18 protein-coding genes and 2 tRNA genes are annotated in these 20,867 nt (G+C 57.8%); 19 read left to right on the forward strand and 1 reads right to left on the reverse strand.

From position 1 onward, the window contains the following. Window positions 1-309: a ribosome assembly RNA-binding protein YhbY gene (yhbY, locus tag ACWKWE_RS20905; protein WP_093465544.1), complete on the reverse strand. Its 309-nt coding sequence runs from the start codon at window positions 307-309 to the stop codon at window positions 1-3. Window positions 310-413: 104 nt separating this feature from the next. On the opposite strand from yhbY, the gene rlmE reads away from it, so the two are divergent. The 19 genes from rlmE to ACWKWE_RS21000 all read left to right on the forward strand — a co-directional run bounded on the left by rlmE (window position 414) and on the right by ACWKWE_RS21000 (window position 20,861). Next, window positions 414-1,064 (forward strand): 23S rRNA (uridine(2552)-2'-O)-methyltransferase RlmE, encoded by a 651-nt coding sequence (rlmE, locus tag ACWKWE_RS20910; RefSeq protein WP_166597064.1) that lies wholly within the window; start codon window positions 414-416, stop codon window positions 1,062-1,064. Window positions 1,065-1,251: 187 nt separating this feature from the next. After that, window positions 1,252-3,162, forward strand: coding sequence for an ATP-dependent zinc metalloprotease FtsH (ftsH, locus tag ACWKWE_RS20915; protein WP_166597063.1), 1,911 nt, complete (start codon window positions 1,252-1,254; stop codon window positions 3,160-3,162). Between the two features lie 8 nt (window positions 3,163-3,170). Then, a complete protein-coding gene (gene folP / locus ACWKWE_RS20920) occupies window positions 3,171-4,022 on the forward strand; it encodes a dihydropteroate synthase (RefSeq protein WP_483851573.1) in 852 nt (283 codons plus the stop codon). Window positions 4,023-4,038: 16 nt separating this feature from the next. Further along, complete coding sequence (gene glmM, locus ACWKWE_RS20925) at window positions 4,039-5,382, forward strand: phosphoglucosamine mutase (protein ID WP_483851574.1); 1,344 nt, start codon at window positions 4,039-4,041, stop codon at window positions 5,380-5,382. A 66-nt stretch (window positions 5,383-5,448) separates the two neighbouring features. Then, complete coding sequence (gene tpiA / locus ACWKWE_RS20930) at window positions 5,449-6,204, forward strand: triose-phosphate isomerase (RefSeq protein ID WP_166597060.1); 756 nt, start codon at window positions 5,449-5,451, stop codon at window positions 6,202-6,204. A 4-nt stretch (window positions 6,205-6,208) separates the two neighbouring features. Further along, the gene (gene secG / locus ACWKWE_RS20935) at window positions 6,209-6,592 is read left to right on the forward strand and encodes a preprotein translocase subunit SecG (RefSeq protein WP_166597059.1); all 384 of its coding nucleotides are present in this window, start codon (window positions 6,209-6,211) and stop codon (window positions 6,590-6,592) included. Between the two features lie 45 nt (window positions 6,593-6,637). After that, window positions 6,638-6,723: transfer RNA gene (locus tag ACWKWE_RS20940), tRNA-Leu, on the forward strand. Window positions 6,724-6,820: 97 nt separating this feature from the next. Then, window positions 6,821-6,897, forward strand: a tRNA-Met gene (locus ACWKWE_RS20945). 132 nt (window positions 6,898-7,029) lie between these two features. Continuing rightward, on the forward strand, window positions 7,030-7,488 hold the full coding sequence (gene rimP, locus ACWKWE_RS20950; RefSeq protein WP_166597135.1) for a ribosome maturation factor RimP: 459 nt from the start codon (window positions 7,030-7,032) through the stop codon (window positions 7,486-7,488). A 47-nt stretch (window positions 7,489-7,535) separates the two neighbouring features. Next, on the forward strand, window positions 7,536-9,017 hold the full coding sequence (nusA, locus tag ACWKWE_RS20955) for a transcription termination factor NusA (protein WP_166597058.1): 1,482 nt from the start codon (window positions 7,536-7,538) through the stop codon (window positions 9,015-9,017). A 27-nt stretch (window positions 9,018-9,044) separates the two neighbouring features. Next, window positions 9,045-11,585 carry a translation initiation factor IF-2 gene (infB, locus tag ACWKWE_RS20960; protein WP_483851575.1) on the forward strand — a complete coding sequence of 847 codons (2,541 nt, stop codon included), beginning with the start codon at window positions 9,045-9,047 and terminating at the stop codon, window positions 11,583-11,585. A 157-nt stretch (window positions 11,586-11,742) separates the two neighbouring features. After that, window positions 11,743-12,144: a 30S ribosome-binding factor RbfA gene (rbfA, locus tag ACWKWE_RS20965; RefSeq protein WP_166597056.1), complete on the forward strand. Its 402-nt coding sequence runs from the start codon at window positions 11,743-11,745 to the stop codon at window positions 12,142-12,144. A 4-nt stretch (window positions 12,145-12,148) separates the two neighbouring features. Further along, window positions 12,149-13,066 (forward strand): tRNA pseudouridine(55) synthase TruB, encoded by a 918-nt coding sequence (gene truB / locus ACWKWE_RS20970; RefSeq protein ID WP_166597055.1) that lies wholly within the window; start codon window positions 12,149-12,151, stop codon window positions 13,064-13,066. Window positions 13,067-13,215: 149 nt separating this feature from the next. Beyond that, window positions 13,216-13,485, forward strand: a complete 270-nt coding sequence (rpsO, locus tag ACWKWE_RS20975) for a 30S ribosomal protein S15 (protein WP_166597054.1) — start codon at window positions 13,216-13,218, stop codon at window positions 13,483-13,485. A 209-nt stretch (window positions 13,486-13,694) separates the two neighbouring features. Continuing rightward, window positions 13,695-15,800 carry a polyribonucleotide nucleotidyltransferase gene (pnp, locus tag ACWKWE_RS20980; RefSeq protein ID WP_483851576.1) on the forward strand — a complete coding sequence of 702 codons (2,106 nt, stop codon included), beginning with the start codon at window positions 13,695-13,697 and terminating at the stop codon, window positions 15,798-15,800. A 295-nt stretch (window positions 15,801-16,095) separates the two neighbouring features. Further along, window positions 16,096-16,446: a BON domain-containing protein gene (locus tag ACWKWE_RS20985; protein WP_166597052.1), complete on the forward strand. Its 351-nt coding sequence runs from the start codon at window positions 16,096-16,098 to the stop codon at window positions 16,444-16,446. Between the two features lie 507 nt (window positions 16,447-16,953). Beyond that, window positions 16,954-18,381 (forward strand): sensor histidine kinase, encoded by a 1,428-nt coding sequence (locus tag ACWKWE_RS20990; protein WP_483851577.1) that lies wholly within the window; start codon window positions 16,954-16,956, stop codon window positions 18,379-18,381. Next, complete coding sequence (locus ACWKWE_RS20995) at window positions 18,378-18,998, forward strand: response regulator transcription factor (protein ID WP_166597051.1); 621 nt, start codon at window positions 18,378-18,380, stop codon at window positions 18,996-18,998. The genes ACWKWE_RS20990 and ACWKWE_RS20995 overlap by 4 nt, the downstream gene beginning before the upstream one ends. A 234-nt stretch (window positions 18,999-19,232) precedes the next feature. Further along, complete coding sequence (locus ACWKWE_RS21000) at window positions 19,233-20,861, forward strand: methyl-accepting chemotaxis protein (protein WP_483851578.1); 1,629 nt, start codon at window positions 19,233-19,235, stop codon at window positions 20,859-20,861. The last annotated feature ends 6 nt before the right edge of the window (window positions 20,862-20,867 follow it).

The following is a 20,867-nucleotide window of genomic DNA, read 5'->3' on the forward strand; positions in this document are numbered from 1 at the left end:
TTACTTGTAACGGTGAATGTTGGACAGCTGTTTGTTAGGCTGCGGGTTCTTGCGGTAGATCAGCGCCATTTTGCCGATGGTCTGTACCAGCTCAGCACGACCTTGCTTGCACAGTTCTTCGATCACGGCGCGACGCTCGTCGCGGTCTTCCAGCTTGATCTGAACCTTGATCAGTTCATGATCGACCAAAGCGCGGTCCAGCTCGGCCAGGACGCCTTCGCTCAGGCCATTGCCGGCGACCATCAGAACCGGCTTCAGGTCATGTCCAATGGATTTGTATTGTTTCTTCTGCTCGTTATTGAGCGGCATAATCTGACCCTTTTCGTCTGATTCTGTAAAATTGGCGGGCATTTTACCCGAGGGGCCGTGGCTCCGCCCAGTTAATCACGACCCTTTCATCATCGAGGTGCCCCGTGGCGCAGCGTTCCAAGAGCAGCCAGAACTGGCTGAGAGAGCATTTCAACGACCCTTTCGTCAAGCAGGCGCAGAAGGATGGCTACCGCTCGCGGGCGAGTTACAAGCTTTTGGAGATCCAGGAAAAGGACCGTCTGATCCGTCCCGGCATGACCGTGGTCGATCTGGGCGCGGCGCCTGGGGGCTGGTCCCAGGTGACCAGTCGTCTGATTGGTGGTCAAGGTCGTTTGATTGCGTCCGACATTCTGGAAATGGACAGCATCCCCGACGTGACCTTCATTCAAGGGGATTTCACTGAGGATGCCGTGTTCAAACAAATCCTCGAGGCGATCGGTAATACGGAAGTAGACCTTGTGATTTCCGATATGGCCCCCAATATGAGTGGATTGAGCGCTGTGGATATGCCACGCGCCATGTTCCTTTGTGAGTTGGCGCTCGACCTGGCGGGTCGGGTTCTGCGTCCAGGTGGCGATTTTTTGATCAAAATCTTCCAGGGCGAAGGTTTTGATACTTACCACAAGGACGTTCGGAAAATGTTCGACAAGGTGCAGATGCGCAAACCTTCGTCGTCCCGTGACCGGTCGCGTGAACAGTACCTGCTGGGCCGTGGTTTCAAGGGCGGTTATGAGGCCCCAAGCCAATTTGAGTGAAGGCAATAGCTTTTTTCAAATGGCTTTATTCATGAAGCGTAACGAACATCTTGTAGTCAAAGTTTCACAAAGGGTTACAGACGCCGCCTGCCACACCTGTAGGATCTGTAGTAAGTTAGGCCGGTGAATATCATGCGAGGCACGCTCCTGCGTGGAGCTTGCTTCAGAGGGTAGCTAATTGAACGATATGGCAAAGAATTTGATCCTGTGGTTGATCATCGCTGCGGTCCTGGTGACCGTGATGAACAACTTCTCCAGCCCGAACGAGCCGCAGACCCTCAACTATTCCGAGTTCATCCAGCAAGTGAAGGATGGCAAGGTCGAGAAAGTTGCCGTTGACGGTTACGTCATCACGGGCAAGCGCAGCGACGGTGACACCTTCAAGACCATTCGTCCGGCGATTCAGGACAATGGCCTGATCGGTGACCTTGTCGACAACAATGTCGTGATCGAAGGCAAGCAGCCTGAGCAGCAGAGCATCTGGACTCAGCTGCTTGTCGCGAGCTTCCCGATTCTCGTAATCATTGCTGTCTTCATGTTCTTCATGCGCCAGATGCAAGGCGGCGCGGGGGGCAAGGGAGGGCCGATGAGCTTCGGCAAGAGTAAGGCGCGCCTGCTCTCCGAAGACCAGGTCAAGACCACCCTGGCTGACGTCGCGGGTTGCGATGAGGCCAAAGAAGAAGTCGGCGAGCTGGTTGAATTCCTGCGCGATCCGGGCAAATTCCAGCGCCTGGGCGGTCGTATTCCGCGCGGCGTGCTGATGGTGGGTCCACCGGGTACCGGTAAAACGCTGCTTGCCAAGGCGATTGCTGGCGAAGCGAAAGTTCCTTTCTTCACCATTTCCGGTTCTGACTTCGTTGAAATGTTCGTGGGTGTCGGTGCAAGCCGTGTTCGCGACATGTTCGAACAAGCCAAGAAACACGCGCCATGCATCATCTTCATCGACGAAATCGACGCCGTCGGTCGCCATCGCGGCGCTGGCATGGGCGGCGGTCACGATGAGCGTGAGCAGACTCTCAACCAGTTGCTGGTAGAGATGGACGGCTTCGAAATGAATGACGGCATCATCGTGATCGCCGCGACCAACCGTCCTGACGTACTCGACCCTGCGCTGCTGCGCCCGGGCCGTTTCGACCGTCAGGTCGTGGTTGGTCTGCCAGACATTCGCGGTCGTGAACAGATTCTGAAAGTGCACATGCGTAAAGTGCCGATGGGTGACGACGTCAATGCTGCCGTCATTGCTCGTGGTACGCCTGGTTTCTCCGGTGCAGACCTTGCCAACCTCGTCAACGAAGCCTCGCTGTTCGCGGCTCGCGTGGGCAAGCGCATCGTCGAGATGAAAGAGTTCGAGCTGGCCAAAGACAAGATCATGATGGGCGCCGAGCGTAAATCGATGGTCATGTCCGAGAAAGAGAAGCAGAACACCGCTTATCACGAAGCCGGGCACGCCATCGTCGGTCGCGTCGTGCCTGAGCATGATCCGGTCTACAAAGTGTCGATCATTCCACGTGGTCGTGCATTGGGCGTCACGATGTTCCTTCCTGAAGAGGACCGTTACAGCCTGTCCAAGCGTGCGTTGATCAGCCAGATCTGCTCGCTCTATGGTGGTCGTATCGCGGAAGAGATGACGTTGGGCTTTGACGGCGTCACCACGGGTGCTTCGAACGACATCATGCGCGCCAGCCAGATTGCCCGGAACATGGTCACCAAATGGGGCCTGTCCGAGAAAATGGGCCCATTGATGTACTCCGAAGACGACGATGGCGGTTATCTGGGTCGTGGTGGTGGCGGTCAGAACTCCAGTCTTTCGGGTGAAACCGCTAAGATGATCGACTCTGAAGTGCGCAGTATCATTGACCAGTGCTACGGCACTGCGAAGCAAATCCTCACCGACAACCGCGACAAGCTGGATGCGATGGCGGATGCGCTGATGAAGTATGAAACCATCGATGCTGAGCAGATCGATGACATCATGGCGGGTCGCACGCCTCGCGAACCGCGCGATTGGACAGGGGGCACCGGCACTTCCGGGACGCCAACTGCACCCGTCGGTCCGCGTCCGGAAACACCGATCGGTGGTCCTGCTGCTGAACACTAAGGCCTGACATGACTTCTGCGCTGTACCCGACCCGGTTGCCTTGCGGCAACCGGGTTCTTGATTTATCCCGGACCCACGTCATGGGCATCCTCAATATCACCCCTGATTCGTTCTCTGACGGTGGTCGGTTCGCTCAGCGCGATCTTGCCCTCCGTCATGCGGAGGCTATGGTGGCGGCTGGTGCGACACTTATAGACGTCGGCGGCGAGTCCACACGTCCGGGTGCTGCTGCGGTTTCTGCCAACGAAGAGCTGAATCGTGTCGCACCGGTCGTCGAAGCCATCAGTCGTGAGCTTGATGTGGTCATCTCGGTCGACACTTCGACACCAACGGTCATCCTTGAGACGGCTCGGCTGGGCGCGGGGCTCATCAACGATGTGCGCTCGTTGCGGCGAGAGGGTGCACTGGAGGCGGCTGCCGCGACCGGGCTGCCCGTGTGCCTGATGCACATGCGCGGCGAGCCAACGGACATGCAGGACGATCCTCGTTACGACGATCTCATCGGTGAGGTGACCGCCTTTCTCGGTGAGCGAATGGACGCCTGTGTCGCGGCGGGTATTCCTGCAGAGAAGATCATTCTCGATCCAGGCTACGGTTTTGCGAAGAATCTCGATCATAACCTGAGCCTGTTCAAACATATGGAGGCGCTGCATGTGCTGGGGCGGCCTCTGCTGGTGGGTGTGTCACGCAAGAGCATGATTGGCAAAGTGCTCGACAAGCCTGTTGATCAGCGACTCTACGGTGCACTGGCTCTGGCTGCGATGGCCATGATTCAAGGTGCAAGAATTTTACGCGTGCACGATGTTGCGGAAACTGTCGACGTGGTGCGGATGATTGCCGCTGTCGAATCGGCAAAATAAGAAGGTTGGAGCCCCCATGACCCAGAAAAAATACTTCGGAACCGACGGCATTCGCGGTCGTGTCGGTCAATTTCCGATCACTCCCGATTTCATGCTGCGGCTTGGTTGGGCAGCTGGCATGGCGTTCCGCAAAATGGGCGCTTGCCGGATTCTGGTCGGCAAAGACACGCGTATTTCGGGTTACATGTTCGAATCTGCCCTGGAAGCCGGGCTGTCAGCCGCGGGTGCAGATGTGATGCTGCTCGGCCCGATGCCAACGCCTGCCATCGCCTATCTGACGCGGACGTTCCACGCCGAGGCAGGGATAGTGATCAGCGCCTCGCACAACCCGCATCACGATAACGGCATCAAGTTTTTCTCGGGTCAGGGCACCAAGCTGCCAGACGAAATCGAGATGATGATCGAGGAATTGCTCGATACGCCGATGACCGTGGCTGAGTCAGAAAAGCTCGGCAAGGTGTCGCGTATCAACGACGCGGCTGGCCGTTACATCGAATTCTGCAAAAGCAGTGTGCCGACCAGTACTGACTTTGCCGGTCTGAAATTGGTGGTCGACTGTGCGCACGGGGCAACCTATAAAGTGGCGCCCAATGTCTTTCGAGAGTTGGGCGCGAAGGTCACCGTGCTGTCGGCGGCGCCGAACGGCCTGAACATCAATGATGATTGCGGTTCGACCCATATGGGCAATCTGCAAGCGGCGGTTGTCGCTGAGAAGGCGGATCTGGGGATCGGCTTCGACGGTGATGGTGATCGAGTGCTGATGGTTGATCACACCGGTGCGATCGTCGATGGTGACGAGCTGCTCTACATCATTGCCCGCGATCTGCATGAGCGCGGCCGCCTGCAAGGTGGCGTGGTCGGGACTTTGATGAGCAACCTGGGGCTTGAACTTGCCCTCGCGGATCTGAACATTCCGTTTGTGCGTGCCAATGTTGGCGACCGTTACGTCATCGCCGAACTGCTGGAGCGCAACTGGCAGGTGGGTGGCGAGAATTCCGGTCACGTCGTTTGCTTCCAGCACACCACCACGGGTGATGCGATCATTGCCGCGCTGCAGGTGCTGCTGGCGCTCAAGCGCACCGGGCAAAGCCTCGCAGAATCGCGCCAGGGCGTGAGGAAATGCCCTCAGGTATTGATCAACGTGCGGTTCGAGGGTGGGAATGTCGATCCAGTCGAGCACCCGGCGGTCAAGGAGGCCTGTGAGCGCGTGACGGCGGCCATGGGTGGGCGTGGGCGCGTGTTGCTACGCAAGTCCGGCACAGAGCCTTTGGTGCGTGTGATGGTCGAAGGCGAGGACGAAACGCTGGTTGCGGGCTACGCCGATGAACTGGCAAAACTGGTTGCTGAAGTTTGCGCCTGATTACGGCTTGCCAGTGTTGAAACTGTTGGGTAACATCTGCGCCCACTTTGACCGACGAGGTACAGCATGCGTCGCCCTATGGTAGCTGGTAACTGGAAAATGCACGGTACCTGCGCCAGCGTCGCTGAGCTGGTAGAAGGTCTGGCCAATATGGCCATTCCTGACAGTGTCGACGTTGCGGTATTCCCTTCGAGTCTGCACGTCAGCTTCGTTGTCGAGTGCTTTGAAGAGCATTCGATTTCTGTAGGTGCGCAGAACTGCGCGCACGAAGCGGGTCAGGGTGCACTGACCGGTGAGATTTCACCGACTCAGTTGCAGGATGCGGGTTGCAAGCTGGTGCTGGTAGGGCACTCGGAGCGTCGCCAGATCATGGGCGAGAGCAACGAAGTCCTGAACCGCAAGTTTGCAGCTGCGCAGGCAAGTGGCTTGACCCCGGTGCTGTGCATCGGTGAAACACTTGAGCAGCGTCAGGCTGGCAAAACGCTTGAAGTTGTCGGGCAGCAGCTCGACAGCATCATCGAAGAGTTGGGTATCGATGCTTTCGTGAATGCGGTCATCGCTTACGAGCCGGTCTGGGCCATTGGTACCGGACTGACAGCCTCGCCGGAACAGGCGCAGGAAGTGCACGCAGCCATTCGTGCGCAGTTGGCAAAAGAGAATTCTGAAGTCGCGCAAGGTGTGCGTCTTCTATATGGCGGCAGCGTGAAGGCGGCCAATGCGGTCGAGCTGTTCAGCATGCCGGATATCGATGGGGGCCTCATTGGAGGCGCTTCCCTGAATGCAGATGAGTTCGGTGCGATCATTCGCGCCGCGGGAAACTGAAAAAATGCTGGAAACAGTCGTAGTCGTTCTTCATCTGCTGGGTGCGCTGGGCGTTGTTGCTCTGGTATTGCTGCAGCAGGGTAAAGGTGCGGACGCTGGCGCGTCGTTCGGAGCAGGTGCATCAAATACTGTCTTCGGAGGCCAAGGTTCCTCTACCTTTCTTAGTAAGTTTACTGCTATACTTGCCGCCTGTTTCTTCATAACCAGCTTGGGGTTAGGTTACTTTGCTAAAGAGAAAGCTCACCAGCTGACTCAAGTAGGTTTGCCAGATCCAGCGGTGTTGGAAGTTAAACAAAAGCCGGCAGCAGATGATGTTCCGGTCCTGGAAGGGCAACAGAAACCAGCCGCTGCTCCAGCTGATGTTCCTGCCGCTCCAGAACAGAAGTAACACAGGATTCGCAGTCGATATTGGGGCTGCAAAAAGAGTTGTAATGCCGAGGTGGTGGAATTGGTAGACACGCAACCTTGAGGTGGTTGTGCCCATAGGGTGTAGGGGTTCGAGTCCCCTTCTCGGTACCAATTAACAAGTCAGCCCGCAGTAGCGGGCTTTCTTGTAGGTGGATGTGTCGGATTGACCCAAATCGGGATCGGTCGTATACTTCCGCCCCAGCTTTGTCGCGGGGTGGAGCAGTCTGGTAGCTCGTCGGGCTCATAACCCGAAGGTCGTTGGTTCAAATCCAGCCCCCGCAACCAGTTTTAGCGGAGCCCCTTTTCAGGGGCTTTTTGTTAACTGGACACTTTATTACGCCGCTGTTCAACGGCGTTTTTCATGAGATGGGCGCTTTGCCCATTTTTTATTTGCACAGCATGCACGAGGGGGTTCAGGTGTCGAGCAAGCTAGAACAGTTGCAGGCCTTGCTGGCCCCGGTGGTCGTGGCCCTTGGCTATGAATGCTGGGGTATCGAGTTTTCGGCCCAGGGTCGTCACTCAATGTTGCGCGTTTATATCGATAAAGAGGGCGGCGTGCTGGTGGACGATTGTGCCATCGTCAGCCGTCAGATCAGCGGTGTTCTGGACGTAGAAGATCCGATCAGCTCCGAATATACGCTCGAAGTTTCTTCTCCTGGCATGGAACGCCCGCTGTTCACGATTGAGCAGTTTGCAGCCTTTGCCGGGGAACAAGTGAAGATAAAGCTGCGCTCGCCCTTCGACGGTCGACGTAACTTTCAAGGCCTTCTCCGCGGGGTGGAGGAGCAGGATGTCGTGGTGCAAGTGGATACTCACGAATACCTGTTGCCGATCGATCTGATCGACAAAGCCAACATTATTCCCACGTTTGACTGAGACGCGGATCCCGCGGATCCAATGGCTTGCGAAAGGCGAGGCGTACGATGAGCAAAGAAGTACTGCTGGTTGTTGAGTCGGTATCCAATGAAAAAGGCGTACCGGCCGGTGTAATTTTTGAAGCGCTGGAAATCGCGTTGGCCACGGCCACTAAAAAGCGTTTTGAAGACGAAGTTGACCTGCGTGTGGAAATCAATCGCCACACGGGCGCTTACGAGACGTTCCGTCGCTGGACAGTCGTCGAAGAAGAAGACCTTGATGATCCGGCCATCGAAACCTGGCCGAGCAAGGTTGCCGAGACGCACCCCGGTGCGAACGTCGGCGATGTCGTAGAAGAAAAGATCGAGTCTATCGAGTTCGGCCGTATCGCTGCCCAGACTGCCAAGCAAGTCATTGTGCAGAAAGTACGCGAAGCCGAGCGCGCTCAAGTCGTGGACGCTTATCGTGAGCGTCTGGGCGAAATCATTTCCGGCACTGTTAAAAAAGTTACACGTGACAATGTCATCGTCGACTTGGGTAACAATGCCGAGGCGCTGCTGGCGCGTGAAGACATCATCTCCCGGGAAACTTTCCGCGTCGGTGTCCGCGTCCGTGCATTGCTCAAAGAGATCCGCACTGAAAACCGTGGTCCTCAGTTGATCCTGTCGCGTACTGCGCCAGAGATGCTGATCGAGCTGTTCCGGATTGAAGTACCGGAAATTGCCGAAGGTCTCATCGAGGTGATGGCTGCCTCCCGTGATCCTGGTTCGCGTGCAAAAATCGCAGTTCGCTCCAAGGACAAACGCATTGACCCGCAAGGCGCGTGCATCGGCATGCGTGGTTCGCGTGTCCAGGCTGTTTCCGGCGAGTTGGGCGGCGAGCGTGTGGATATCGTGCTCTGGGACGATAACCCGGCGCAGTTCGTCATCAACGCCATGTCGCCTGCCGAAGTGGCAGCGATCATCGTTGATGAAGACGCCCACGCCATGGACATCGCTGTCGGTGCGGACAACCTGGCCCAAGCGATTGGTCGCGGCGGCCAGAACGTGCGTCTGGCAAGCCAGTTGACTGGCTGGACCCTGAACGTGATGACCGAATCGGACATCCAGGCCAAGCAGCAAGCGGAAACCGGCGACATCCTGCGTAACTTCATCGAAGAGTTGGAAGTCGATGAAGAGCTCGCGCAGGTTCTGGTGGACGAAGGCTTCACCAGCCTGGAAGAGATTGCCTACGTACCGTTGGAAGAAATGCTCAACATCGACGGCTTTGACGAAGACATCGTCAACGAGCTTCGTGCTCGCGCCAAGGATCGTTTGTTGACCAAAGCCATCGCTACTGAGGAAAAGCTGGCAGACGCCCATCCGGCCGAAGACCTGCTCTCGCTTGAGGGTATGGACAAGGATTTGGCGATGGAACTGGCGGTGCGCGGCGTAATTACCCGCGAAGACCTGGCCGAGCAGTCTATTGACGATCTGCTCGACATCGACGGCATTGACGATGATCGTGCCGGCAAGTTGATCATGGCCGCCCGAGCCCATTGGTTCGAGTAAGTAAATGCGGCCTGAGGAGAGAAGTGCATGACGCAAGTCACGGTGAAAGAACTGGCCAAAACGGTCGACACACCGGTAGAGCGCCTGTTACAGCAGATGCGTGAGGCAGGTCTGCCGCACACCGCCGCCGAGCAAGTTGTGACCGATAACGAAAAACAAGCCCTGTTGACGCACCTGAAAAGCGGCCACAAGGCTAAAGTGGAAGAACCGCGCAAGATCACTTTGCAGCGTAAAACCACCAGTACCCTGCGCGTTGCTGGCAGCAAAAGCATCAGCGTTGAAGTACGTAAAAAGAAAGTCTTCGTACAGCGTAGCCCGGAAGAAATCGAAGCCGAGCGCAAGCGCGAGCAGGACGAGCGTCGTGCGGTAGAAAATGCCGCGCGTCAAAAGGCTGAAGAAGAAGCCCGTCAGCGTGCCGAAGAAGAAGCGCGCCGCCAGCCTGCTACTACTCAGGAAACTGCTGACGCTGTTGCTGCTCCGGCGCCAGCGGCCGAAGCCGCTCCGCAAGTGGCTGCAGAGCCTGTTCAGGAAGCGCCTGTCGCTGCCCCTGCACCGGCTGCCGATATTCGCAAGCGCGAGGAGCCCCGTCGCCCTGATAAACCACGTGCCGACGATAACAATCGTCGTGGCGGCGGTGGCGATGGCGAGCGCAAAAACGCTCCGCATCGTGCTTCGGTCAAGGAAAAGGCGCCTGCGCCACGCGTTGCTCCACGTACCACCGACGAAGAAAGCGATGGCTTCCGTCGTGGTGGTCGCGGCAAGGCGAAACTGAAGAAGCGCAACGCTCACGGCTTCCAGAACCCTACCGGTCCTGTGGTTCGTGAAGTGAAGATCGGCGAGACCATCACTGTGGGCGACCTCGCTCAACAGATGTCGGTCAAAGCTGCTGAAATCATCAAGTTCATGTTCAAGCTGGGCACGCCAGCCACCATCAACCAGGTTCTGGATCAGGAAACTGCCCAACTGGTCGCTGAAGAACTGGGCCACAAAGTGACCCTGGTCAGCGATACCGCCCTGGAAGATTCCCTGGCTGAGTCCCTGAAATTCGAAGGTGAAACGGTTCCTCGTGCGCCGGTCGTGACCGTCATGGGTCACGTTGACCACGGTAAGACCTCGCTGCTCGACTACATCCGTCGTGCCAAGGTTGCCGCTGGCGAAGCCGGTGGTATCACCCAGCACATTGGTGCGTACCACGTTGAAACCGAGCGTGGCATGGTGACGTTCCTCGACACCCCGGGTCACGCCGCGTTTACCGCAATGCGTGCCCGTGGTGCCAAGGCGACCGACATCGTGATTCTGGTGGTTGCTGCCGACGACGGTGTCATGCCTCAAACCATCGAAGCCGTTCAGCATGCTGTCGCAGCTGGCGTTCCGTTGGTCGTGGCGGTCAACAAGATCGACAAGCCGGGTGCTGACCTGGACCGTATCCGCAGTGAACTGTCGGTTCATGGCGTAACGTCCGAAGAGTGGGGTGGTGATACCCCATTCGTACCGGTATCGGCAAAAGTCGGTACGGGTGTCGACGAACTGCTGGAAGCGGTTCTGCTTCAAGCTGAAGTTCTTGAACTGGTCGCTACGCCATCGGCCCCAGGTCGTGGTGTCGTGGTTGAATCGCGTCTGGACAAGGGCCGTGGTCCAGTGGCCACCGTTCTGGTTCAGGACGGTACGCTGCGTCAGGGCGACATGGTCCTGGTTGGCTCCAACTACGGTCGTGTCCGCGCCATGCTTGACGAGAACGGCAAATCCATCAAGGAAGCCGGTCCATCCATCCCTGTCGAGATTCTCGGCCTGGACGGTACACCGGATGCTGGCGACGAGATGAGCGTAGTTGCTGACGAGAAGAAAGCCCGTGAAGTGGCTCTGTTCCGTCAAGGCAAGTTCCGCGAAGTCAAGCTGGCCCGTGCTCACGCCGGCAAGCTGGAAAACATCTTCGAGAACATGGGTCAGGAAGAGAAGAAGACGCTCAACATCGTCCTCAAATCCGACGTCCGTGGCTCCCTCGAAGCTTTGCAGGGCGCTTTGAATGGCCTGGGCAACGACGAAGTGCAAGTGCGTGTAGTGGGCGGCGGCGTCGGTGGTATCACCGAAAGCGACGCCAACCTGGCGCTGGCTTCCAACGCTGTTCTGTTCGGCTTCAACGTGCGTGCTGATGCTGGCGCGCGCAAGATCGTCGAGCAGGAAGGTCTGGACATGCGTTACTACAACGTCATCTACGACATCATCGAAGACGTCAAGAAAGCCCTTACCGGCATGCTTGGCAGCGACGTCCGGGAGAACATCCTGGGTATCGCCGAAGTTCGCGACGTGTTCCGCTCGCCGAAATTCGGTGCGATCGCCGGTTGCATGGTCATTGAAGGCGTTGTGTTCCGTAACCGTCCGATCCGTGTACTGCGTGAAGACATCGTTATCTTCGAAGGCGAGCTGGAATCCCTGCGCCGCTTCAAGGATGACGCTTCCGAAGTACGTGCCGGCATGGAATGCGGTATCGGCGTCAAGAGCTACAACGACGTCAAGGTCGGCGACAAGATCGAAGTCTTCGAAAAGGTCCAAGTGGCTCGCAGCCTCTAAATCGCGAGCTTCAGGAACTCTGGCGAACGTCGCATGAAAATGCTCAGCGCACGTCATGGGTTCTAAACGCAACGCCCGGTCCGGCTTCTGCCAGGCCGGGCGTTTGCCGCTTTCAGACCGGACGGCTTTTGCCGAAGGTCAGTACAGGTAACAAGACATGGCAAAAGAATACAGCCGTACCCAACGTATCGGCGATCAGATGCAGCGCGAGCTGGCTCAACTGATCCGTCGTGAAGTCAAGGACCCGCGCGTAGGTCTGGTCACCATCACTGCTGTCGACGTCAGCCGTGATGTGGGACACGCGAAGATCTTCATCACCGTGATGGGCCAGGACAACGCTGAAGACATCAGCCAGACCATCAAGGTCTTGAATTCCGCAGCGGGTTTCCTGCGCATGCAGCTGGCGCGTGAAATGAAGCTGCGCAGCGTGCCTCAATTGCATTTCCACTACGACGAAAGCGTTGCCCGTGGCGCGCACCTGTCGGCGTTGATCGAGCGCGCGGTGGCCGAGGACGGTCAGCACGAACCGGCTGCCAAGCAAGACGGTTCGGAGGAATAACGGCGTGGCTCAGGTCAAGCGTATTCGCCGCAACGTCAGCGGCATCATCCTGCTCGACAAGCCGCTGGGTTTCACCTCCAACGCCGCCTTGCAGAAGGTGCGCTGGTTGCTCAATGCGGAAAAGGCCGGCCACACCGGTAGCCTCGATCCCCTCGCCACCGGCGTGCTGCCACTGTGCTTCGGAGAGGCGACCAAGTTCTCCCAATACCTGCTCGATTCCGACAAGGGTTACGAAACCCTGATGCAGTTGGGCAAGACCACCACCACGGCGGACGCCGAAGGCGACGTGTTACAAACTCGTCCGGTGACCGTTGGTCGCTCCGATATCGAAGCTGTATTGCCTGATTTTCGTGGGCAAATCAGTCAGATACCGCCGATGTACTCTGCCCTGAAGCGTGATGGCCAGCCGTTGTACAAGTTGGCTCGCGCAGGGGAAGTGGTGGAGCGCGAACCGCGTTCTGTTACTATTGCGCGCCTGGAATTATTGGCGAGCGAAGGCGAGACCGCGCGACTGGCCGTTGACTGCAGCAAAGGCACCTATATCCGCACCCTCGTGGAAGATATCGGTGAAAAACTGGGCTGTGGCGCGTATGTTGCCGAGCTGCGTCGTACGCAAGCAGGGCCGTTCACACTGGCGCAGACTGTTACGCTGGAAGAGCTTGAAGCGGTTCACGCCGAAGGTGGCAACGAAGCGGTTGATCGTTTCCTGATGCCTTCCGACAGCGGTTTGCAGGATTGGCCTCTGCTGCAATTTTCCGAGCACAGTTCGTTTTACTGGCTGCACGGTCAGCCAGTCAGAGCCCCGGATGCGCCGAAGTTCGGCATGGTACGGGTGCAGGATCACGAAGGACGCTTCATCGGAATCGGTGAAGTGAGTGAAGACGGGCGGATTGCGCCGCGTCGTTTGATTCGGTCAGAGTGACCGAAACCCGTTGTGACAGGGTTTCCTGCACGGCGGTGAAGGGTGGCTGTTAACAGGCATGGTCACGCCTCATTTTTTAATACGAGAGTTTGCTCTCGGCCTGTTGAAATCGTCTCTCTGGAGCGGTTTCCTGATAAAAGGATTGCCTCATGGCTCTCAGCGTTGAAGAAAAATCTCAGATCGTAACCGACTACCAGCAAGCTGTTGGTGACACTGGTTCGCCAGAAGTGCAAGTTGCACTGCTGACCGCCAACATCAACAAACTGCAAGGTCACTTCAAGGCCAACGGTAAAGACCACCACTCCCGTCGTGGTCTGATCCGCATGGTAAACCAGCGTCGTAAGCTGCTGGACTACCTGAAAGGCAAAGACCTGAGCCGTTACAGCGCTCTGATCGGTCGCCTGGGTCTGCGTCGCTAATCAGCGATTGCGCTAGAGGTTGGTTGTCTGTCGTGCGTCAGAGGGTTTCCCGCTGGCGCATGGCAGGCTCCCAGCCTCAAGTTTTATCTGGATACATGTTTTATACGCTTGGCTGTACACCTGGACTGCCGCAGGGGCCGATTCCCCTCACTGCCCACGAATTCGCAAGAAACCAGTTCCCCCAAGAGCCACAAAGAAGGTAGGAAACCGTGAACCCGGTAATCAAGACGTTTCAATTCGGTCAATCGACCGTCACGCTGGAGACAGGCCGCATCGCCCGTCAGGCTTCTGGTGCAGTATTGGTCACCGTTGACGACGACGTCACCGTACTCGTGACTGTAGTCGGCGCCAAACAAGCTGACGCTGGCAAAGGCTTCTTCCCGCTGTCCGTTCACTACCAGGAAAAAACCTACGCTGCGGGCAAGATCCCTGGCGGTTTCTTCAAGCGTGAAGGCCGTCCCTCCGAGAAAGAAACACTGACGTCGCGTCTGATCGACCGTCCGATCCGCCCACTGTTTCCTGAAGGCTTCATGAACGAAGTGCAGGTTGTCTGCACCGTCGTTTCCACCAGCAAGAAAACCGATCCGGACATCGCTGCGATGATCGGTACTTCGGCTGCCCTCGCAATCTCCGGCATCCCGTTCGACGGCCCGATTGGCGCCGCTCGCGTGGCATTCCACGAAAGCACCGGCTACCTGCTGAACCCGACTTACGAGCAACTGAAAGCATCGAGCCTGGACATGGTCGTTGCCGGTACCGAAGAAGCGGTGCTGATGGTTGAATCCGAAGCCAAAGAGCTGACCGAAGACCAGATGCTGGGCGCGGTCCTGTTCGCCCACGACGAATTCCAGTCGGTCATCAAGGCTGTCAAAGAGCTGGCCGCTGAAGCTGCCAAGCCAACCTGGACCTGGGCTCCTCAGCCAGAAGCCACCGCACTGCTGGGCGCTATCCGCTCCGAGTTCGGCGCTGCGATTTCCGAGGCCTACACCATCACCGTCAAGGCCGACCGTTACGCTCGCCTGGGCGAGTTGAAGGATCAGGTTGTCGCCAAGCTGGCCGTTGAGGAAGGCAGTCCGTCGGCTTCCGAAGTCAAAGCCGCTTTCGGTGAGATCGAATACCGCACCGTTCGCCAGAACATCGTTGATGGCAAACCGCGTATCGACGGCCGCGACACCCGCACCGTACGTCCGCTGAACATCGAAGTCGGCGTTCTGCCGAAGACTCACGGTTCTGCACTGTTCACCCGTGGCGAAACGCAGGCGCTGGTGGTAGCGACCCTGGGTGCTGCCCGTGACGCACAGCTGCTGGACACCCTGGAAGGCGAGAAAAAAGACCCGTTCATGCTGCACTACAACTTCCCTCCGTTCTCGGTGGGCGAGTGTGGTCGCATGGGTGGCGCTGGTCGTCGCGAAATCGGTCACGGCCGTCTGGCTCGTCGTTCGGTTCAGGCCATGCTGCCTGCTGCTGACGCGTTCCCGTACACCATCCGTGTCGTATCGGAAATCACCGAGTCCAACGGTTCCAGCTCCATGGCTTCGGTCTGCGGCGCTTCGCTGGCTCTGATGGACGCGGGCGTTCCGCTGAAGGCACCGGTTGCCGGTATCGCCATGGGTCTGGTTAAAGAAGGCGAGAAATTCGCTGTTCTGACCGACATCCTGGGTGACGAAGACCACCTCGGCGACATGGACTTCAAAGTGGCCGGTACCGCCAAAGGCGTTACCGCGCTGCAGATGGACATCAAGATCAAAGGCATCACCGAAGAGATCATGGAGATCGCCCTGGGCCAGGCCCTGGAAGCTCGCCTGAACATCCTTGGTCAGATGAACCAGATCATCGGCCAGTCGCGTCCTGAGCTGTCGGAAAACGCTCCGACCATGATCGCGATGAAGATCGACACCGACAAAATCCGCGACGTCATCGGCAAAGGCGGCGCGACCATTCGTGCCATCTGTGAAGAAACCAAGGCTTCGATCGACATCGAAGACGACGGCTCGATCAAAATCTTCGGCGAAACCAAGGAAGCGGCTGAAGCAGCACGTCAGCGCGTTCTGGGTATCACCGCAGAGGCAGAGATCGGCAAGATCTACGTCGGTAAGGTTGAGCGCATCGTCGACTTCGGCGCATTCGTCAACATCCTGCCTGGCAAAGACGGTCTGGTGCACATCTCGATGCTGAGCGATGCTCGCGTTGAAAAAGTCACCGACGTGCTGAAAGAAGGCCAGGAAGTCGAAGTGCTGGTACTGGACGTCGACAACCGCGGTCGCATCAAGCTGTCGATCAAAGACGTCGCTGCAGCCAAGGCATCGGGCGTTTAACCGCTCGCTTCCCCATGCTGTAGAAAAGGGCCCTTAGGGGCCCTTTTTTTTCGAGCGGAATTAAGAGGTTATGGCGCAAAGCGCAGGTTGTTGCTTGGGTGGAACATGCATCTTGCAAGCGGAACTTTTAATAAACGGGCAATCTGCACGATCCACGGGGAGCTCATAATTTTCAAGCCATTGATATATATAGGAAAAATACTTGAACACAGATTGGCACAGCGCTTGCGATATACCAGTAACCCTGCCGCCAACGAGGTTGGCGCAGATTCTGAGAAAAACAGGAGTTACTCGTATGAAGAAGTTCGCTATCGCTGCTGCTACCGCCACTGCTCTGACTCTGACCCTGGCTAACGTAGCCATGGCTCAAACCTCTACTCAAGCTCCGATGATGGTTGCCGCTGGTGAAATGACCAAGGCAAAAGAAACGACCTCTGATACCTGGATCACCACCAAGGTCAAATCTGACCTGCTGACTGAAAAAGGTATTCCAGGCTCCGACATCAAGGTTGAGACCAACAAAGGTGTGGTTTCCCTGTCGTCCACCGTCGCTGTGACCGACGCGCAAAAGAAAACCGCTGTTGCGATCACCAAGAAAATCAAAGGCGTCAAAGCCGTTTCGGCTGATGGTCTGAAAGCCGAATAAAACGTTTCGAAGAACCGTACGAACGGACGATTGGCGGCCAGGGAGGTCGCCGGTTGGTCGATTGAAGGTTCATGCGAAGGCCATACGGATGTGGCCATTACAAGCCCTGGCATTTATGCCGGGGCTTGTTTTATTCAGCGCCCACCCAGTCAGAGCCCACCAAGCCCGCGCGTAACCCCGCAAATGCGCTTGAGCGCACCTTTCACAACCGATCATTCCCCGAGCCTGTCTCCTGACGCATTTCCTGCGTATATTTGTGTCCGGTCGGATACAAGGCCGTTGCCAAGACCGCACCCGATCAAAACTTTCACCAGGATTTGCCATCCTTTCGTCGTCCTGACGGGGATGGGCCGTGGGCACCTTCACGTCCGCGATGCTGATTTGCGCTGCCCCCGATACCTCATAACAAGGCAAAACGTCGCAATGGATAATGTCCCAACTGCCCTCATGCGAGGGCTCCGGGCGGACCCTCCGCCCAGCGTGTGGTTGTGGCGCTCCGGCGCTGTGATGCTGACATTGGCCATTTTCCTTACGGACTGGCTCAGCTCGCTCGACGTCGCCATTGCCGTGCTTTATGTGACCGTCATCCTGATGTCCGAGGACCTGTTATCTCAAAGGGGGCTCGTCATTGCCACGGTCGGGTGTGGTGCGCTGACGTTGCTTGCTTACCTGTTGACCCATGGCCTTGAGTGGTCACGCGGCACTGTGTGGCTGATACCGGCGTTCGGGCGCTGCCTGGTCAGCCTCTGCGCCATTGCGATCACCGGCTTTCTGGCCCTGAAAAACAAAGCCTCCAAAGAGGCACTGCAAACGCAGGTTCGCTTGCTGCACCGCAGTGAAGTTCTGCTCGCGGGTGCTCAGCGTTTGAGCCTGACGGGCAGTATTGGCTTGAAGATGCCGAGCGCCGAAATGTGTTGGTCCGACGGCGCGCGGCGCATTTTTCAGGTGGATGAGGAGCTGAACCCCTCCTTGGAGTACGTGTTCAGTCGCGTTCATCCCGAGGACATTCATGGCTTCAAAGGCTTGATTCATGAGGCGTACGTTCAGCACGCCCCCGTTGATACCGAGTTTCGTCTGATCATGCCGGACGGCTCCTCCAAGTTCCTGCGAATGCTGGCTCAGCAGATCCATGACGCTTCCGGTGATTGTGAATACGTCGGCGCGTTGATGGATGTCACTGCGACCAAACTGGCTGAAGAAGCCCTGCACCGCTCCCAGGCTCAGTTGGCGCACGTCACCCGTGTGACGATGTTGGGGGAGATGGCGGCGTCTATCGCCCATGAGGTCAACCAGCCGCTGTCGGCGATGACCACCAATGCCGAGGCCGGGTTGCGTTGGCTTGATCGCGAGGTCCCGGATGTGGCGGAGGTGCGAAGTGCCATTGAGCGGATCAAGGGTGAGGCCCATCGTGCCAGCGAAGTCATCCGGCGTATTCGTGTTTTGTCACGCAAGACGGACCCCCGGCATGTCTCCACGAATTTGCAGGATGTCCTGGTCGAATCCATCGCGCTGGTGCGCAGGGAGCTCATGCGGCATCGCGTGATTCTCGACCTGAAGCCGGTGCAGGGGAGTGTGGAAGTCAAAGGGGACCGGGTGCAGTTGCAGCAGGTCATTATCAATCTGCTGATGAACGCCATGCAGGCCATGGCAGGCATGCATGGCAAGAACAGGACGCTGGCCGTGCACTTGACGGCTACGCCACAAGCCGATGTTTTGCTCAGCATTCAAGACAACGGGCCGGGTATCTCGGCCGCGAACCTCGCCAGCTTGTTCATTCCGTTTTTCACCACCAAGCCGGAAGGGATGGGCATGGGGTTGTCCATATGCCGTTCGATTATCGAAGCCCATGGCGGACGCATCTGGGTCGAAAGTGAGTTGGGGCATGGCGCGACGTTGAGTTTTTCGCTCCCCGCCAGTGAGCCCATTCGCTCATGAGTGCGGCTGAGATCACTCCGGTCGTTTTCGTCGTGGACGACGATCCTGCCATTCGGGTGGGGGTCGACAGTTTGTTGCGGTCCATGGGCATGCGGGTGCACACCTTCGCATCCGGGGCCGAGTTTCTGCAGCACCCGTTCGAAGACGTGCCTTCTTGCCTCATTCTCGATGTGCGCCTGCAGGGCGAGAGCGGCCTGGATTTTCAGGTGCGCCTCACGGAAATGAAGGTGCCGCTGCCCATCGTCTTTGTCAGTGGGCACGGCGATATCGCCATGTCGGTCAAAGCGATGAAGGCAGGGGCGCTGGACTTTTTAGTGAAACCTTATCGCGAGCAGGACTTGCTCGATGCCGTGACGCTGGCGTTGCAGAAAGACGCCAGGCGGCGCGAGGCGGGCAAGACGAGCAGCCAGTTGCAGGCTCGCCATAAAACGCTGACGGCTCGTGAGCAGGAGGTCATGGCGCTGGCCGTCACGGGACTGATGAACAAGCAAATCGCTGCAGAGATCGGGCTGAGCGAAATCACGGTCAAAATTCACCGGGGGCATGCCATGAAAAAAATGCAGGCCCGGACGTTCGCCGATTTGGTGAAAATGTCGCAAGCCCTCGAAGCGCGCTGATTTCCGCAGCCTGAGTCACATCAGCCGCCGCCCCTCGTATCCTTTCAAAATGCCGATCTTTCATCCGAACGGATGACCTCATACGTGAGTATGAGCGGGCCAACCTGATGGCTAATCGGTATTACTCATCAGCAGTGCTATTTTCCCCGCCGTTCCTGGAAATCCGTTTTCAGGCCGCCATCAATTCGTCAACCCAATGCCTAAAGCGCACCTGGACGATAAGGGGATACGCACGTGCTTTTGAGGACAATCAGCATTGGAACCCGCGCAGCGATCGGGTTCGCGATCATCACGCTGGCCATGTTGTTCGTCGGCGTCTTCAGCCTGATGCAAATGGCCAGATTGGACAGCGCGACTAATCGGGTCAATGACGTCTGGATGCCTGGCATCATCTCGGTTCAGAAGCTGTCGCTGAGTATCAATACGCTGCGCCTTGAAGGGCAGCGTCTTCGTGGCTCGAACGACCCTCAGGTGCGTGACAAGAGCAAGGCGTCGATCCGTCGCGTAGAAAAGGATCTCGACGATCAACAGGCTGAGTATCGCGCTCGTCAGGTGGGCCCGGATGAAGCGGTTTTGCTGGATTCGATCAAGGTGTCGCTCGACCGCTACATACCGGCATTGGACGAGGTGATTTCCCTGATCGACGCTCAGGTGCCTGATCAGGATCAACTTGAGCGTCTGAACACGACGCTGGCCACTCTGGGCGCTGACCTGACCCGCCACATGGATCAACTGGTGAAGGTTAACGAAGCAGGCGCGAATGCCGTTGCCCGGCAGAGCCGCGAGCTGTACGGCAATATGCAGTTGATCGTCGGTCTGGTCCTGACGCTGTCAGTGGCGGTTACGGTGGCGTTGGCCTGGCTGTTGACTCGCAGTATCGTCGGGCCGATCCGGGAGGCGGTGGCCGCGGCCCAGATGATCGCCCGTGGTGATCTGAGTGGCCGCATCGATGACGCCGGGGCGGACGAGCCAGCCGCGCTGCTCCAGGCCATGGGCGACATGCAACAGCACCTACGCTCGACCATCGAAGGCATCGGCGTTTCGGCCAGTCAACTGGCCGCTTCAGCTGAGGAAATGAGCGCCGTCATGGGCCACAGCTCCCAGGGTTTGCAGCAGCAATGTGCGCAGATCGAACAGGCAGCAACGGCAGTCACGGAAATGAGCAGCGCTGTTGACGAAGTCGCTCATAACGCCATCAGCACATCGGAATTGTCGCAAGCGTCCGATCATCAATCGCAGAAAGGCCACGAACAGGTCAGCGAAACCATCGCGCTGATTCAAGGGCTGGCGCAGGAGGTGCTGCAAGCTTCCGCTGAGGCCGAGAGTCTGTCGCGCTATACCGATCAGATCAGTTCAGTGCTGGGCGTGATTCACAGCATTTCCGATCAGACCAACCTGCTGGCGCTCAACGCGGCCATCGAGGCGGCCAGGGCCGGGGAGGCGGGGCGCGGGTTTGCGGTGGTCGCCGATGAAGTTCGCTCGCTGGCCAGGCGCACGCAGGCCTCGACCCTGGAGATCGCGACCATGATCCAGAGCATTCAGTCCGGGACCGGCGCCACAGTGTCTGCGCTGCAAAGCAGCGCCGCTAAAGCCGGGCAAACACTGGACCGCGCACGTGCCGCGGGGCATGCGCTGGAGCAGATCACGCTGGCCATTTCCAAGATCAACGAGCGCAATCTGTTCATCGCCTTGGCCACCGAGCAACAAGCGCTGGTGGCGCGGGATGTGGATCGCAGCCTGCTGACGATTCGTGATCTGTCGACCCAGTCTGCCGCCGGTGCCACACAAACCAGCAGCGCGAGCGGCGAGCTGTCGCGGCTGGCCATCAACCTCAACGGCATGATTGCCCATTTCGCGCTATGAGCGACG

This window comes from Pseudomonas salicis, assembly GCF_057128705.1.